Annotated in this window: 10 protein-coding genes; 8 read left to right on the top strand and 2 right to left on the bottom strand. The window is 47.4% G+C overall.

From position 1 onward, the window contains the following. Positions 1-12: 12 nt before the first annotated feature. Both map and GSO_RS03590 read left to right on the top strand, forming a co-directional pair. On the top strand, positions 13-837 hold the full coding sequence (gene map, locus GSO_RS03600) for a type I methionyl aminopeptidase (RefSeq protein WP_010489107.1): 825 nt from the start codon (positions 13-15) through the stop codon (positions 835-837). Between the two features lie 189 nt (positions 838-1,026). Further along, positions 1,027-2,073: a glycosyltransferase family 2 protein gene (locus GSO_RS03590; protein ID WP_010489105.1), complete on the top strand. Its 1,047-nt coding sequence runs from the start codon at positions 1,027-1,029 to the stop codon at positions 2,071-2,073. 310 nt (positions 2,074-2,383) lie between these two features. Here the strand turns inward: GSO_RS03590 and GSO_RS03585 are convergent, their stop codons facing one another. Beyond that, positions 2,384-2,617: a DUF2922 domain-containing protein gene (locus GSO_RS03585; RefSeq protein ID WP_010489103.1), complete on the bottom strand. Its 234-nt coding sequence runs from the start codon at positions 2,615-2,617 to the stop codon at positions 2,384-2,386. A 20-nt stretch (positions 2,618-2,637) separates the two neighbouring features. After that, complete coding sequence (locus GSO_RS03580) at positions 2,638-2,847, bottom strand: DUF1659 domain-containing protein (RefSeq protein WP_010489101.1); 210 nt, start codon at positions 2,845-2,847, stop codon at positions 2,638-2,640. A 212-nt stretch (positions 2,848-3,059) separates the two neighbouring features. On the opposite strand from GSO_RS03580, the gene GSO_RS03575 reads away from it, so the two are divergent. From GSO_RS03575 to GSO_RS17690, 6 genes are all read left to right on the top strand, one after another. Then, complete coding sequence (locus GSO_RS03575; RefSeq protein ID WP_010489099.1) at positions 3,060-3,950, top strand: glycosyltransferase; 891 nt, start codon at positions 3,060-3,062, stop codon at positions 3,948-3,950. A 202-nt stretch (positions 3,951-4,152) separates the two neighbouring features. Then, complete coding sequence (locus tag GSO_RS03570; protein ID WP_010489096.1) at positions 4,153-5,226, top strand: phosphomevalonate kinase; 1,074 nt, start codon at positions 4,153-4,155, stop codon at positions 5,224-5,226. A 162-nt stretch (positions 5,227-5,388) separates the two neighbouring features. Further along, positions 5,389-6,303 (top strand): UTP--glucose-1-phosphate uridylyltransferase GalU, encoded by a 915-nt coding sequence (gene galU, locus GSO_RS03565; protein WP_010489094.1) that lies wholly within the window; start codon positions 5,389-5,391, stop codon positions 6,301-6,303. 551 nt (positions 6,304-6,854) lie between these two features. Then, complete coding sequence (locus GSO_RS03560) at positions 6,855-8,441, top strand: glycosyltransferase family 4 protein (RefSeq protein WP_010489092.1); 1,587 nt, start codon at positions 6,855-6,857, stop codon at positions 8,439-8,441. A 10-nt stretch (positions 8,442-8,451) separates the two neighbouring features. Next, the gene (locus tag GSO_RS03555) at positions 8,452-10,017 is read left to right on the top strand and encodes a glycosyltransferase (RefSeq protein WP_010489090.1); all 1,566 of its coding nucleotides are present in this window, start codon (positions 8,452-8,454) and stop codon (positions 10,015-10,017) included. 3 nt (positions 10,018-10,020) lie between these two features. After that, a partial coding sequence (locus GSO_RS17690; protein WP_010489087.1) for a KxYKxGKxW signal peptide domain-containing protein occupies positions 10,021-18,397 on the top strand: 8,377 nt, incomplete at its 3' end.

The raw sequence follows: 18,397 nt of genomic DNA, 5'->3' as shown, positions 1-18,397 counted from the left end.
CAGGCAAGAAGTTTGATTACCATCAAATCAGCACGTGAAATTAAAGGCATGGCCAAGTCAGGTGCCATTTTAGCAGCAATGCACGTTGGCTTGCGCGATATTATCAAGCCGGGAATCTCAAGCTGGGAAATCGAAAAGTTCGCCAAAGAGTTTTTTGAATCCCATGGCGCCAAAGCAGAACAAGTTGGTTTTGAAGGCTACAAGTATGTGACCTGTGTCAGCATTAATGATGAAGTTGCTCATGCTGTTCCGCGTAAGGGATTGAAATTAAAAGACGGCGATGTTGTGAGTGTCGATACAGTGATCAGTTGGCATGGCTATTTTAGCGATTCCTGCTGGACATATGGTGTCGGTAAGGTCTCGGAAGCTGACCAGAAGCTGATGGATGTGACCAAGAAGTCATTATATCTGGGGATTGATCAGGCAGTCGTCGGCAATCGAATCGGTGATATTGGCGCGGCGATTCAGACCTATACAGAAGACGACAATGGTTATGGGGATGTTCGTGAGCTTGTGGGTCATGGCATTCAGCCGACAATGCATGAAAGTCCGAATGTGCCGCATTATGGCGTCCCTGGCCACGGCTTGCGATTGAAGGCAGGCATGACCATTACGATCGAACCGATGATCACGGAAGGCACCTGGAAGATTAAGGGCAAGCAGGTGCCAGGTGATACATGGGAATACTATGTCACGGCTGATGGCAGCAAATGTGCCCAGTATGAGCATACCCTTGTGATTACGGATAACGGTCCGAAGATTCTGACCTCACAGGGTGATCCGATTGACGCCAAGTATCAGTTGACCGAAGACGATCTCAAGACGCTTCCGGAATAATGGGATTCGCCGCTAGCCGGATTAAGGTAGGAGAAACGGTTGATCAAAACCAGCTATCACGGAATCTGCAAGCAGGAAGCAGCCATTTGTTTCCTGCTTTTGTTGTTTTATTTGGCTAAATATATCGCTTTTGGCCGCCGTGCTGTCGGACAATAGAACATTGTAGGAACAAGGAAAAAGAGGGACGATATGGCAGCTCATGAAGCATTGATCTCAGTCATCACGCCGGTCTATAATGCCGAAAAGTATTTGGCTCAGGCACTGGATAGTCTGTTGGCTCAGGATTATTCAAATTTTGAGATCCTTTGCGTGGACGACGGGTCAGTGGATACCAGTAAGATTATTTTAGCAGCCTATGCCCGCCAGAATGCGCGATTGCATGTTATTCGGGTTAAAAATGGTGGTCAGGCCCGCGCACGGCAGGTTGGCATTGAACACGCCAAGGGCTCGTTCCTCGCTTTCATGGATAGCGATGATCTGGTTCACCCTCAGTGGTTATCCACTATGGCAGAAGGAATGCAAACACCGCGGGTCGATATGACGGTGGTCAATTACTATAACTATATTGGCGGCACTAAAATTAAAGCCCGGTCGTTTCACGCGCCGGTATTTACAATCGAAGGTGATGACAAGTATCGGTATTGGCTTGAGGACCATGATCTGCGTGGTTATTTATGGAATAAAATGTTTCGCGCCGATTTGTTCAAGGAGCCAGTGCCGGTTGCCAACTTTAATTTACTTGAAGATGCTTATTTCATCGGCCAACTCTTGCCACGCATTGATCAAATTCATTTTGTCGATCAACCGCGATATTACTACCGATTTAACGCGACCAGTAGCGTTCATGCTAAATTTCAAAAGCGCGATCTGGAAGCCATTCACCAACTGGGTGCCGTTTTCCTGACGCTTGCGCGGGAAAAACCGGAACTGACTTCGTTGGCAGTACGCCGGTATGCGGCGTTGAGTTTGTTTGTGTTATCGAAAATGTCGCCGCGGCAGTTAGTGGCTAACTGGGGCTACGCGCAGCAGTTAGGAATGGTTTTAGCGCAGTATGCCCGCGAATTTCAAGGCATTATTTCGGCCGGGGATGCCAATGCATTGGCGGCAGACAAGCCGGGGAAAGCAAGCCTTTTAGGTAAGTTGCGCGCCTGGTCGCATTTGCTGGGCTTGCCAACATTTGATGACTTGAATAAGCTGGCCGGTCGTGAAAGCGATGAGCCGAAGAAGGAGTCGTGATGGTAGGTCATGTTGAGGGGTAATTTGTTCTTTTGTTGGCAAATGTGAAATCGAATTTCCGCTTTCTATAACGCGCTCACCATAACGCGTTCCCCGGCGCAGGAGCCTGCGTGTAAGGACCTTGGTCGCAATGGCAAAGGACGCGCCATTGCGACCAAGGCCGCTTACACGCAGGCTCCTAACTGCACCGGCTCACGCTCACCAAAAAAGCAGCCATCGCCCTCAAAAGAAGGTGATGGCTGCTTCATATCGATCATCATGGAAAATGGGGTGCCGTGTTAAGAGGGGAGGTCAGTTTTGATCCTTTACTTTACGCGGGCTTTTTTTCGGTGGTGAAGAGGTCGGTGCTGTTGGTTTCGGTCACTTTAGCACTGACGGGTGTGGCATACAGATTCATGCCTTCCTTTTTGAAAGCCTGTGCCTGGGCAACGGCGTCGGCGAATTGCTGCGCCTGGTCGGCCGTGATCTCAGCGTCGTATTTGTTGATCCGAATGCTTGTGGCTTTACCAGCTTCGGACTTGAAACTAAAAATCAGTGTTTTCATTAATAATCCCTCCGGTTAACTTAGGCAACGACAGCAGCTTGTTGTTGCAAGACGGTGCTGGTCAGTGATGCGTTTGGATAAAGCTTCGCAAACGCTTGACCGATTGCCAGCAATTCTTCGTCTTTGGCATTAGGGTCAACGTTGTTCATCCGACGTACCTGCTTGAATGCTTCGTTCTCCGGGTCGGTCAGGGTATAAACAATCGTTTGGCGCGTGATATTGCGGCTCATGGTGATTCCTCCTTATAATGAATGACTGGTTTGTTAACGACTCGGCCGATATCGGTTAACAGTGGTTTGAATTGGTAAGGCGTTTGTTTTGCCTTACATTGATATAAATCGCTGAAGAAGATGATTTGACAACCCTAAAGAAAAGTTTTGACGTGCAACCGCGATCAAGATTCGTAATCTGTTACCTGATAATTATGAAAGGAGGATGTTAGATGGCTAATCGAGCAGTCGTCTTTTGTGTAAAAGGTTTACATATTATGTTGACCGCTACGGCGATAACATCTTTAATCAAGCATTATGAATCAGACGACCCGCTGAAAATACTGGTGATACTGGAAGGTGGATATCAAGAAGATATCGACTTCGTTCGCCAAATGCCCCAATTGTATGGCAAGGGACAAATATCGATTGATTTTTGGACGCCGCCATACGAGATGATGGGAAAAGTCTCGGATCATTTTGAAACAGGCACGAAATTGCCGAAAATGGTCCTTTGGCGGCTGTTGCTGCCTTATTATTTCCAGGCGTATGATCAGTTGGCGTATTTGGACAATGATGTGCTGGTCACAACCGATGTGAATGAACTGTTTGATCAGCTAACGCCAGGAGACATCCTTGGCGGGGTTTTGGATTACGAAGACGCCACGCATCCGAATCATAATCGGGCAAAGAAATTTTTCCTGCCGAGTACAGACCAGTACATCAATGCAGGGGTATTTGTGGCTAATGCCCGCGCCTATCGAGCTTTTGCGCCGTTTGACAAGATGATGGCTGCCATCAATCGGCGTAATTACCCGTATGGTGACCAAAATATTATCAATATTGTCTTTTATCAGCACATTCATCTGTTGCCGTGGCGGTTTAATCTGCAATACGATGATCGGTTACTGAATAAGTATGAACATTTGGCACCGCAACGGGTCAATGAGATAAGAAGCCAATTGGACCGGCCTGGAATCATTCATTTTGCCTCGAATGGCTATTTTCCAATGCCATGGGATAAGTTCACGCCAACCACGCGTTGGGAAAGAATGTGGTGGCAGACGTTTGCCGAGATTAAGGAGAAACAGTTAGCGTTTTTGGATCCTGGACAGCAAAAATGATAAGCGGCTTATTTTTCCATTTCTAAGTGCTCCTGCTCACGCTCTTGCAGAAAGTCTAATGTCTGCTAAAATAATTAAGGTATTTCTTTAAAAAGGGTAAGGTTTTTGCTGACTAACATTTTTGTCACTTCAGGTCAGCTATACTTACAGTCGGATTCCTTCTGGGGTCCTTGATTAATGAAAATTGAAGGGTTCTGATTGTGTGATAACAGCGCAGGCGCCAGGCAAACTTTATGTTGCCGGTGAATACGCGGTGGTCGAAACCGGCTTCCCGGCAATCATTGTGGCATTGGATCAATTTGTCACCGTGACAGTCGAAGCCGCGAAGCATTTCGGCAGTATCGTGTCTGAACAGTATCAAGAAAATTCGCTATACTGGCAACGCCAAGGCGATGAGATGGTTTTTGATAACCGGGATAATCCATTTCATTACATTCTCTCGGCGATTAAATTAACGGAACAGTATGCGCGTGAATTAAATAAACCGCTTGCTTTATACAAGCTTTATATTGATTCGCAACTGGATGCCAAAGACGGAAAGAAGTATGGTTTGGGGAGTTCCGCAGCGGTGACAGTCGCGACGATCAAAGCGCTTGCCAAGTTTTATGATTTGAAGATGTCCAAAGACCAGATTTATAAGCTTGCGGCCATTGCCCACCTCGATGTTCAGGGTAATGGCTCTTTAGGTGACATTGCTGCATCGGTTTATGGTGGATGGATCGCCTACCGCTCATTTGACAAGGCATGGTTGGCGGCTGCCAGAAATCAGATGTCACTGGCAGATTTGATCAAAGCTGACTGGCCGGATTTGTCAATTGAGTTGTTAACGGCGCCAGCAGATATGCAACTACTGGTTGGCTGGACCGGTTCGCCAGCATCGACATCACAATTAGTCGATAAAATCACCTTGGCTAAAGCCAAAAAGCCACAACTTTATCAACAGTTTTTGACGGCAAGTCGCGAGACACTTGAGAAACTCATTACCGGCTTTAGGGAACATTCGCTCAGTCATATTCAGGCTGGCATTCGCCGTAACCGTGAATTGTTGGACGAGTTGGCACACTTTTCCGGGGTTGCAATTCAAACGCCGGCTTTGCGGCAATTGGTGACGCTGGCTGAAGAAGCAGGTGGCGCGGCTAAATCGTCAGGAGCAGGCGGTGGTGACTGTGGGATTGTCTTGATTGATTCCCATCAGGCCATTCAGCCGTTGTTGGCGGCTTGGCGAAAGCACCATATTGAACCGCTGAAGTTCAAAGTCCATGAAATTAATGATTAACAAAAATCCCGGTCATTTTGACAATAACCGAGATTTTTTTATTTTTTTGCGATGAAGTTATGAATTCTTTCTTAGAATTAGCGGAATCGTGTACTCTTCGCAAGCGGTTTCTAGTATAGTAGAGTAGGTAGTTAAATTAGTAGAGAAGGGACTTGTATGCGTGTGAAAGTTCGTAAAGCAGTCATTCCGGCAGCTGGGCTTGGGACCCGTTTTTTGCCGGCAACAAAAGCTTTAGCTAAGGAAATGTTGCCAATTGTTGACAAACCGACCATTCAATTCATCGTTGAAGAAGCTAAAGCCAGTGGTATTGAAGATATTCTGATTGTTGAGGGTAAACAAAAGCGTTCGATTGAGGACCATTTCGATTCGGCTCCTGAATTGGAACAAAATCTAAAAGAAAAACATAAAGATGCCTTGTTGCAGCTTGTTCATTCAACCACTGATATCGGGGTTAACTTGTTCTTCGTGCGCCAGCCATATCCGCGTGGCCTTGGGGATGCCGTTCGGTTGGCTAAGTCGTTTGTAGGCGACGAGCCATTCGTTGTGATGCTTGGCGATGATTTGATGAACGACAAGGTTCCGTTAACCAAACAACTCATCAATGAGTACGATAAGACCCATGCCTCGATTCTTGCCGTTAAGAAAGTTCCACATGATGAGGTATCGGCTTACGGCGTCATTGATCCTGAAAAAGAAGTCTCCAAAGGCCTCTTCAACGTGAAGAAGTTCGTTGAAAAGCCAGCAGTCGCTGATGCACCAAGCGACTTGGCAATTATCGGCCGTTACTTATTGACACCGGAGATTTTCGACATTCTTGAAAGCCAAAAGCCGGGTAAAGGAAACGAAATCCAGCTGACTGATGCCATTGATACACTGAATCAAACGCAACGGGTCTTCGCCCATGAGTTTACCGGCGATCGGTATGATGTCGGTAACAAATTCGGTTATGTCAAAACCAATATTGAATATGGCTTAACCCATCCAGAAGTCAAGGATGAGCTGCGGGCCTATATTCTTGATTTGGCTGCGAAATTGCAGTCAGGCAAATCTGTCGGCAAACCGGCGAATAAAAAGTAACTTGATGTAAATGGATGTCGATGTCACATGAGGAGCGAAAGGGTAAGGCTAATTGCCTTACGATGAAGTGCCCTTGCCCGTGTGGATCGGTGGCAGCTTAAATTTAGTTTTCGATAGTAGCTTCATTTCAGTCACGAACAAATGGCTGAAATGAAGTTTTTTTGTGGGCGATTCCAGTTGCCATTGGTGTTAAGTCAGCGGGTGTACTCAAACGATTGATAAGCGAATTCGGTATATTAAATAACTTCATAATTATGAACATGTTCTCTGCAAAATCGTTCTCGAAAGCCTTTTCAGCCCACCTTTTTAATTTAACCATAAGTTATTAGAAGTGTTGAGATGGCGGAACTTATAAGCAATTAAACCAAAAATATGTTTAAAAAATAAACCGAGGTAATAACTGTAAAAAATTAATTCTATCAGATATAATATAACGTAAGTTTGGTTAAACCCAAACAACGAGGAGGGAGATGGTACCGAAAGTCACTGAAATTTGTGTTCGTTAATGGCCGTCTAATCCAGTGGAAGCGTTGCAGGAGGATTTTACAAGTATGAATTTCTTCATAAACGCATCAATGCCCAAACAGAAATCGGGGATTGAACATGCGGAACTGGCTCGCTTTAGACTCTTTAATGCTCATCATGTTGAGTCGCGTATCGTGATCCGCGACTGGGACCCACAACTCCACGTTCACGCCAAAGAGGCTGGAATTGCGGATCGACAACTGATTGGCATGTTTGACTATTTTCAGGAAGCGTTAGATGTCCCTTCCAAAAATATTGTTACGGCAGAGCTTGACTTTGGGGTCATGAATACACACGTACAACATGAGGAGACGCGGGATCTGGTCTTCACGGCACGCGGGCAGCTGGTTGCACGGGTTAATTTGAATGACGATAGGACAGTTCAGTCGGTTGAACTCTTTGACGGTTTTAACAATCTTTTTCGGGTCGATCACTATGACAGTCGCGGTTTTGTATCACTAAGTCAATGGTATACACCAGACAACAAAATCGGCACGGAGACTTGGCAAACGCCTGCCGGAAAAACGGTTTTGGAAACTTTTAATAAGGATGACGCGGTTGGCAAGCGCCAAAAGTCAGGCTGGCGGTTGATTGACCGGGATGGAACTGTTCGTCAATTCGATACGATTGAGCGTCTGACCAAACATTTTTTTGATTTACTTAACGAGGCTTTTTGGTCAGAAACGACACCGAATATTTTTGTGCTTGATCGCGCACATTTAGGGGATTGGGGCTTGCTCCATCTGAAAAGGCCAGCGTATACGGTGTTTTACTTGCACAACTCGCACGCCAGCGACTCGCAAGATCCGATGCATGCTATTTTGAACAACTTTTATGAGTTTGGCATGCACGCCATGAACGGTTACGATGCCGTGGTTTCAGCGACTCACCGGCAAACTCGGGACGTTGAGGCACGGTTTTCGCCGCAGACAAAACTGTTTACCATTCCTGTGGGCATTATTCCTGATCACCAGTTAGCCGAACCACGAATTCCCGTAGCAAAGCGGCAGTTTGGCAAAATGGTCGTTTTTGCCCGTATCGCTTGGGAAAAACGCCTTGATGATCTGGTGCGGGCCATCGGTATCGTGCATCGCGCGATACCTGCTGTCAGCTTAGATTTATACGGGTATGCGGATCCTTCAGAAAACTTCAAGGCGCGGCGAGCGATTGAAGCGGCGATCAAAGAGAATCACCTGGAAGATGTTGTGAAGTTTAAAGGTTACACCACTAATATTGCAGAAGTTGAAAATCATGCCATGATGTATGGCCTCACGTCGCGGATGGAAGGATTTAACCTGGGCATCATGGAGGCCATTTCACACGGGCTGATCGGGTTCACGTACGATGTCAACTATGGACCCAATGAAATTATTGAAGATGGGATCAACGGTCGAATTGTGGCTAATGGCGATTACAAGGCGTTGGCAGCCGCCATACTTGATGTACTGCGCGATCCGGAACTGGCACAACACTATTCGACCGGTGCTTATGATTCGGCAGAGCGGTATTCAGAAACCAATGTATGGCAGGCTTGGCAAGCACTACTAAAAGATGCTCAGTCCAAATGGCCTAGTAAGTTACAGGCCGTGCCAGCATTTGCGCACAAACAATGAGGAAAAAGGCATGAATTATTTTATCGGCAACGATCTTTTCATCATGAATTCCGGTACCGAGTTTTCCCAAGCGCAACGGGTTCACCTTTTTAAAGATATGGGTCTTCGTGCGCAGTATGTGACACGCAACTACAATCCGTTGTTAGCCCATAATCGCCTTGATTTAGGGCTGCAAGCAGAAGATGTGCTCAATATGTACGATTTCTTCCAAGGAACAATGGATGTGCCGCGGCGCGAACAAAATCTACGCCTCCTGTCGCAGATTCCTCTGGATGAATATCATTTGATTGCACATGGCCCTAACAAAACAATGATTAACGAGGCTGGTCGAGAAATTGCCAAGATTCAGGTCATGCCAGGGACTGTCGGCTTGGTTCATAGCATCACGTATTTGGATCGTTTTAATAATCCAACGGTTAGAGAAAACTTTGATTGGCGCGGCTTCAAGTCGTCAGTCGACTATTTTCATCCGGATGGGCAGCTTGCCGTCCAAAAATTTTTAAATTTGGCAGGCAAAACGGTTCTCGAAGTAACACATATGAATATTGAGGGCAACGTTCAGCCGACAATGTGGAAGCTTTTGGATTATAAAGGGCGTAACTTTCGGTTTAATCTCGAAGACCAGCTGTTTTTATTTTTACTGAATGAACTGACGGCTGCGCATCCGCATAGCCTGTTGATTTCTGATCGGCGCGATTTGGACTATGTCGTGGCAAGTGTCCAACAAGCTGGTAGCAAGTGGGCATACCTGCATGACGTGCCGTTGCGGCGGTCGGGCAAGCGTGCTGACTGGCTGCCGGCTTATCAACCGTTACTTGAAGAGCACCGCGCAGATTTTGACGGGCTCATCGTTGCCACTGTGGCGGAACAAAAAGATTTGCGCGCACGTTTGCCGGATCTGCCAGTGATCGTTGCGCCAGATACCTATGTTCCGCGCGGCCCGAAACCAATCAACGAAGCAAAACGCGATCCGCATCTGATTTTGTTTGTAGGGCGACTTTCGCCAGAAAAACGTCCTGATCAGGCAATCCGCGTTTTAGCCAAAGTTCGCGAAACGTTTCCCGATGCCAAGCTTGAGTTTCGGGGTTATGCGGTTGATCAAGACTATCTCGAGAAGCTCAAGGACTTAGCAAAAAAAGAAGGCGTACGCGAGCAGGTGGCTTTTGCTGATTATATCACTGGCGATCAGTTAGCAAACGTCTATGAAAAAGGAAGCGTCATCTTGCAGACTTCCCGAAATGGGGGCTTTGGGATGAACTTACTAGAGGCAATGAGTTATGGTGTTCCAATTGTTGCTTACGATACTCCTTATGGTGCAAGAGCGTTGGTTGCGGATGGCGTCAATGGCTATCTTGCAAAAAACGGCGCCATAACGGATATGGCAGCAAAAGTGACAAAGATTTTGTCGGATCGGAAACTATGGGAACAAATGCACACTGCCGCATTGGAAAAACGAGGAGATTTCTCGCAGGCAAATGCCGAAACGGCTTGGAAAAAGGCGATGAAAGACATCCAGGAAACTGCGAGTTCTGATCTCTCGGCATCGCTGGCATCCAAGGCGTTAGGGGGGAATTAGCACATGGCTTTCATTAATTTAAAGCGAAATAAAAATGTAAAAGAAACGAACTTTAGGATGTATAAAGATGGGAAGCATTGGGTTTTTGCTTCCATGTTCGTTCTTGCGTTGGGGCTTGGCAGTGCGCAAGTGAGCCAGACGCAGCAGGTATTGGCTGATGACAGTGTTGCCACCAGCAGCCAGGTTGCCGCACCAAATACAAAGGACGCTACCGCATCGGCAGCCAGTCAAAGTACAGGTTCAACTGCTAGTTCGGCAGCTGAATCATCCGCAGCGACGCCATCGCAACCAACGGCAACTACGCCAACCAGTGCAGCATCGGTGGCGGCTTCAAGTGAGGCGCCAAGTACCGTTGATCCGGAACTGGTTAAATCGGTTTCCGCTGAGTTAGCAACCGTGTCATCCTTTGCTGCTATAGCTGACAGTTATGCTAGTCGAGCAGCTGGCAATACCAATGCCAGTGCCGCGGCAACAAAGGCAACCCAAGCTTATAACAGTGCACTTGATGCCCAGAAGCTCGCCAATCACTATGCAACATTGGCATCGATGTATGCTGAACAAAAGAACAGTGCAGCAGCATCAACCGCCACAACAAATGCGAAAAGTGCCGCATCGTTAATTGACAGTTACGCCGGGCTGGCTTCAACCGCCGCGCATGATGCAGCTGTAGCGGCCATGCCGAGTATTTTAGCCGCGCAAAGCAGTGCGGCAGCGGCGACAGCATTAGTTGCCGACAGAGCTAGGGGACAAGCCAGTGCGGCCACACAAAAAGTGACGTCCGCCTATACTGCGACCCAGTATGCTGCGGGTAACAACGATGTGAAGACGGCTTATTTTGCTGCTTCTTCAGCTGCAGTTAGTGCTAGTCAGGCAGCAACCACAGCCGCGCAAGCAGCAGCATCTGCAGCCGCACAGTATCAGGCAGCAAGTTCAGCAGCCGCTAGCGGCAACTTCGATGCTGTTGTGGCAGGGGATGCTATTTTAGCCCAGTTTAAAACGCAGGCAGATACTGCTGATGTGCAGGCTATTACTCAGTACAATGCAGCTTCTTCAAGCGCTGAGGTGGCCAACTCTTTGGCGATTGCTGATTTTCGGGCTAAAACGACTTCATCAGCGAGCCTTGCTGCCAGTGTCGCGGATAGTGCAGTAAGCCTTGCTTCATCAACCGCATCTGCTGCCAAAACAGTTCAGGCAACTAGTTATGCTGGACAGTCAACGAGCTTAGCTAACCAAGCCTCCAGCGCAGCAGCTGTGGCCAGCAGCAATGCCGCCATTCAACCTGCTAGCGTTCAAGTGGCGAACTCGTTGGCCGGCGTCAACGGTACTGTCGCTGCTGCAGCACTTTCCTATGCGGTTGCAGCGCAAAAGGCAGCCAGTTTGGCGGCACAGTTTAACAAGGATATTTCCGGAACACAGTCAGCTGAAAAATCAGATACCCCGGAAGCGACGTTATCCTTAGTAACGTCGACGAATGCATTAACGTTAGGCGGTACCGCAAATTTAAGTACAACAATTGGCAACTTAGGACCGAACAACAAGGTTCAAGGTACCCCAACCTATAATTGGTACGAGTCAACTGACGGTAAGAATTGGCAGAAGATTAGCAATTCAGATGCTTCACTGGCATTTAAACCAGACTTTGCTGGCACTTACTTCTTCCAAGTAGTCGCAAGCGGAACAAGAAGCGAGTGGGGGGTTTTCACGAAAACTTTCAGTGCTGCCTCTAACACCATCACGATTCTCGTTAGTGACCCTAAAGGTTCTTACACTGAGCAAGCAAAGACAGCAAGTAATCAGGCTGCTAGTTCCGCCTCTTTAGCAACTGCTGCTGGTACTACAGCCAGTCAAGCCATCACAGACATGCAGCAAAATGCTGATACAAATGGTCAGGCAGCATCTTTTCTTGCGAGTCAGGCAACTTCAGCCGCGGCTGTTGCACAGTCTGCTGCCAGTTTAGCTAGCAGCCTAGCTAAAGCGGCCAGTGATGCTGCCGCAAGTGCTGCAGGTGCCGAAAGTAATGGTCAATATGCTGTTGCGGCTTCATACGCTGCATTAGCTTCCTCAAGCGCTATTGCTATTAGTTCAGCGGCGGTTGAGGTAGATGCTGCCGCTGCCAAGACCAAAGAATTTGTTAATTCTGCGATGCTCGCAGCTGCGGCCGATTCATCAAGTGCCGAACAAGACAAAACTGCCGAATACTTGACTTCCAGCTATGCCATCAACGCAAGTGCGGCTGCTTCAGCGGCTAGTCAGGCAGCCTCCTTGGCAAGTTCCGAATATGCGGAGCTTAATAACGCATTTGCCACCCTTGATCCTGCGTTTACTTCTAATGCGCAGACTTATCTCTCACAGGCCAGTCAAGCACTCTCATTGGCGGTTGGATTTGCAAAAAATGCTTCAATTGAAGCTGCAAAAGCTAAATCGGCGGGTAGCGATTTTAACAAGGCTTCTTTAGCTGCTTTAACGGCTAATACTACAATGAGCCAAGCCTATCAGCAAGTATCAGCAGCTACTAGCGCCCGCAGTGAAGGCATTGCAAAAATTTTCGCTAACCGATCTAAGGTTTATGGCGACCAGATAACCGCAGCTACCAGTGCCGCAACAACCGCTGAGTCAACAGCGAATTCGGTCGCTGCGGTTACTAGTTCCGCAAGCGCGCTTAAGAACACATCGCTAGCTTATGCGTATGCGAGTGCCGCTTCGAGTTTTGCCCAACAAGTTGACCTCAATCGCGGCTCAGAGATAATTGCCGCGACGCAAGCAGTGAATCAGTTAAACTTAGCATCCAGCGCCGTGGCGGCCAACGACTTGCTTGCAGCGAGCTCTTTTGCTACCGCAGCAAGTTCTGCGGCGGTTCAGGCATCAACTTTTGCCTCAATGGCGATGAGCAATGCAGCCACAGCGTCCTCACTGGCCGAACGGGTCAAGAACTATTCACTTGATACCACGTCGACGCAAGGAGCGGTTTCCAGTGATGCCTGGGTTCCACTCGGTATTGTCTTAACGCCAGGGAAAGGTGTGTCACCGCAGAATGTCTCAACGACGACTGGTGGACAAACGGTTACAACGTTAACTGCCAGCTACTATGCAGGATTTGGGCTTGGTGATCCCACTTGGAAAGTCACGTGGTATGTTTTAGTTCAAGGAAAATGGATGCCGGTGGCGGATGCTGGGCAATATATTAAGGATGTTAATATATCGAATATTCCAAGCAACAGCGTGTTTAATCATAATGTTTTGAGCACATTAACTTTTAAAACAACTGACTACGCAGGATCTCTACGTTTTCAAGCATACTTTCAGTCCAGCGGTTTCTTTTTAGATAACAAAGGCTACAGCAATGTTAATCAAGTCGATGTCTATGAAAATGACATTCATGCAAGTAGGATAACGATTGTTAGTGGTGATGATTATGTTCTTGATGGTCAGAAGGGGGCGTATACGTACGCAACGGACCCGGACAACGCCACAGGGACTGTCACTTGGAGCAGTAGTGATTTGTCCGTTGCCACGATTGATAGTACTGGTAATTTAACGGCTCTTAAAACCGGTAAAACGACAATTACTGTCACCATTACAAATAGTGATGGGTCGACACATTCAGATTCTAAGACTATCACGATTGGCAATGGACTTACCGATCAAACGGCCAACGTCGGCACGGATGTTACGCTTACCCCGCAGACGACGTTGGATTCTGGCGATATTAAATATCAATGGTATAAAGCTAATTCAGCCAACAATTCAGGAAGTGCCATTTCCGGTGCAACAAGCAATAGCTTGACGCTGAATAATGTTGAGTTAACTGATGGTGCTTATTATTATTTGGTCGTTAGTTATACTTCCAATAAAAAAACCCAGACAATTAAGCTTGGTCCGGCAAAACTGACGGTTAACAGTATCTATGCAACAGCTGCTTCAAGTGCGGCAGCGGCAGCTTCATCAAGTGCTCAAGAGGCAACGGACTTTGCGAATGTTGCGTCGTCTTATGCTGAAGTTGCTAATTCATACGCCTCAAACAGCAGTCTGCAATCCACTGCAGCAAGTTATGCAGCCAGTGCTGCTGCGGTTGCCCTATTAGCAAGTTCTGAGGCCAACAGCTATGCTACCCTTGCATCAAGTGCCGCGGCTCTTGCTTCAAGTGCTGAAGTAGCTGGTTCGACAGCGACAGCTTCTTCTGCGGCAGCTACAGCGCTTTTGGCTGCCAGCAATGCTGCGGTTGCCAAGAAGAGTGCAATCGATGCAGCAGCGACTGCTGAGGAATACGCCAAGAGAGCAACGGCTGAATATGCAAAAATTGCTTCTGAATCAGCTACTGATGCGGAAACAGCCGCGAAAAATGCATCAATCGCCGCAGCTGAAGCAGCCAGTGCTGCAGCAAGTTGGCCAGATGATGCTGCTATCAGTTCGGCTGCTCAATCTGCAAGCGCAGCAGCATCACTGGCGGAAAGCTATGCTGCCCAAGCTTCAAGTGCTGCGGTAGTTGCAACTTCGGCTAGCATAGAAGGAAACAATTCTGCAGCAAGTAGCGCAGCGGTTGAAGCATTCAATGCAGCAAGTTCAGCAGCCAGTGCTGCGGCGGTGGCCTCCGCGGAAAACAGTACAGCACAAACAGCGGCTGCAGCGAACACTGCTGCGAATAATCATGGCAGCGGCAACACGGGTTCGAACAATTCCGGAGACGACAACACTGGTAACGGTAATACCGGTTCAAACAATACCGGTGACAATAACACCGGCAACAGTAACTCGGGTAACAACAATACCGGTGATGACAACACTGGTAACGGTAATAAGGGATCGAATAATTCTGGCGACAACAACAGTGGCAACAGCAATTCGGGCTTGAACAATACTGGTGACGACAACACCGGCAACAGTAACTCGGGTAACAACAATTCCGGAGACAAGAATACCGGCAACAGCAACGCAGGTTCTAACAACTCTGGAAACAACAATACCGGAGACGACAACACTGGTAATGGAAATAAGGGTTCGGACAATACCGGAGACAACAACACTGGCAACGGTAATAAGGGATCGAATAATTCTGGCGACAACAACACCGGTAACAGTAATTCGGGTAACAACAACTCCGGAGACAAGAATACCGGAGACAACAACGCGGGTTCCAACAACTCTGGAAACAACAATACTGGCGACAACAATACTGGAAACAGTAATTCGGGCTCGAACAATTCGGGTAACAACAACTCCGGGGATAGCAACACTGGAAACGGAAATTCGGGTTCGGGTAATACCGGTGACAATAACACCGGTAACGGTAATAAAGGCTCGAATAATACTGGTGACAATAACAGTGGCAACAGCAACTCGGGCTCGAACAATGCCGGCGACAATAACACCGGCAACAGTAACTCGGGTAACAACAACTCTGGCGACAAGAATACCGGTAACAGTAATGCTGGTTCCAACAACTCAGGCAACAGCAATACCGGAGACGACAACACTGGTAACGGTAATAAGGGTTCGAATAATACTGGCGACAGCAACACCGGTAACAGTAACTCGGGTTCAAACAATATCGGCGACAAGAATACCGGTAACAGTAACACTGGCTCGAACAATACTGGCGACAACAACACCGGTAACAGCAATTCGGGCTCAAACAATACTGGTGACAACAACACTGGCAACAATAACTCGGGTTCGAACAACTCAGGTGATCGAAACACCGGTGACAGTAATACAGGCTCAAGCAACTCGGGCAACAACAATACCGGTGACGACAACACCGGAAATAGCAATGCCGGTTCGAACAACAACGGCGACAAGAACACCGGTAATAGCAATACAGGCTCGAATAATACTGGTGACAACAACACCGGCAACAGCAACTCGGGTAACAACAATACCGGGGATGACAATACTGGTAATGGAAATAAGGGCTCGAACAATACTGGAGACAACAATACCGGCAACGACAACACTGGTTCCAACAACTCGGGCAACAACAATACCGGTGACGATAACACTGGCAACAGCAATGCTGGTTCCAACAACTCAGGTAACAACAATACCGGGGACGACAACACTGGTAATGGAAATAAGGGCTCGAACAACACTGGCGACGGCAACACTGGTAATAGTAATTCGGGCTCGAACAATACTGGTGACAATAACAGTGGCAACAGTAACTCGGGTAACAACAATACCGGTAATGACAACACTGGTAACGGTAATAAGGGCTCGAATAATTCTGGCGACAACAACAGTGGCAACAGCAATTCGGGCTCGAACAACACTGGTGACAATAACACCGGCAACAGTAACTCGGGTAACAACAATACCGGTGATGACAACACTGGTAACGGTAATAAGGGCTCGAATAATTCTGGCGACAACAACACCGGTAACAGTAATTCGGGTTCGAACAATACCGGTGACAATAACACTGGCAACAGTAACTCGGGCAACAACAATACTGGAAATAGTAATTCGGGCTCAAACAATACCGGTGACAATAACACCGGTAACAGTAACGCTGGCTCGAATAATACTGGCGACAACAACACCGGTAACAGCAATTCGGGCTCAAACAATACCGGGGACAATAACACTGGTGACGGCAACACCGGGAATAGCAATACAGGTTCGAATAATTCTGGTGACAACAATACCGGTAACAGTAACTCGGGTTCAAACAATACCGGTGACAACAATACCGGTAACAGTAACTCGGGTTCAAACAATACCGGGGACGACAACACTGGTAATGGTAATACGGGCTCGAATAATTCTGGTAACAGCAACAGCGGCAACAACAACGCTGGTTCGAACAACTCGGGGAACAATAATACCGGGGACGGCAACAGTGGTAATGGTAATCAGGGTTCGAACAATACTGGTGATAGCAACACCGGTGACAGCAACACTGGTAACGGCAATAAGGGCTCGAATAATACTGGAGACAGCAACACCGGCAACAGTAACGCTGGTTCAAACAACACTGGCAACAACAACGCTGGTTCTAACAATTCCGGTAACAACAATACTGGCGACAACAACACTGGAAATAGCAATTCGGGTTCAAACAACTCCGGGGACAGGAATACTGGTAACAGCAACACTGGCTCGAACAATTCTGGCGACAATAACACCGGCAACAACAATTCGGGCCTGAATAATTCCGGTGATGGCAACACTGGAAACGATAACTCGGGTTCGAACAATATTGGTGACAACAACAACGGAAACGGTAATAAAGGTTCAAGCAACTCAGGTGATCAAAACACCGGTAATAACAACTCGGGTTCCAGCAATTTTGGCGACGGCAACACTGGTAACAATAATGCCGGCTCGAACAACATCGGCGACAACAACAGCGGCAACAGCAATGTCGGTTCAAATAACTCAGGCGACAACAACACTGGCAACGGCAACGTAGGCTCGAACAACACTGGCGACAACAATACCGGCAACAATAACTCAGGTAACAACAACTCGGGCGACAAAAATACCGGCAACAGCAATGCCGGTTTCAACAACGCTGGTGACAACAATACCGGTAACGGTAATACCGGCTCGAATAATTCTGGCGACAACAACACTGGGAACAATAACTCGGGTTCAAACAACTCCGGCGATGAGAACACTGGTAATAATAATATGGGCTCGAACAATTCCGGTGACGACAATACCGGCAACAGTAACACGGGTTCTAACAACGCTGGCGATAATAACACCGGTAACAGTAACGCAGGTTCGAAAAACTCGGGTAACAACAACACTGGAAATAGTAATTTGGGCTCCAACAACTTTGGCGACAACAATATCGGCAACGGTAACACGGGCTCAAACAACTCTGGTGATGATAACAGCGGTAATAGCAATACCGGCTCAAATAATTCTGGCGACAACAATACTGGCAACGGTAATGCGGGCTCGAATAATTCTGGTAACAACAACACCGGTAACGGTAATACTGGCTCTAACAACACGGGGGACAACAATACCGGCGATAACAACACCGGAAACAGTAACTCAGGTTCAAACAACTCTGGTGATGATAACAGCGGTAACAGCAATACCGGTTTAAACAACTCGGGCGACAACAATACTGGTAATGGTAACGTAGGTTCGAACAACTCCGGTAACAATAATATCGGCGATAGCAATACTGGCAACAGCAATGCTGGTTCCAACAATTTTGGTGACCAAAACATTGGCAATAGTAATGTGGGATCCAATAATACTGGTAATAACAATCACGGCAACAACAATACCGGTAACGGTAACATTGGTTCTAACAACAACGGTAACAGCAACCAAGGCAACAACAATCAAGGAAGTGATAATGTCGGCTCGAACAATGTCGGGAATGGCAATATCGGGTCAAATAATAAAGGCAACAACCTGA

The organism is Lacticaseibacillus zeae DSM 20178 = KCTC 3804, assembly GCF_000260435.1.
GTDB lineage: Bacteria > Bacillota > Bacilli > Lactobacillales > Lactobacillaceae > Lacticaseibacillus > Lacticaseibacillus zeae.
This window is presented reverse-complemented; position numbering and strand designations above follow the sequence as displayed.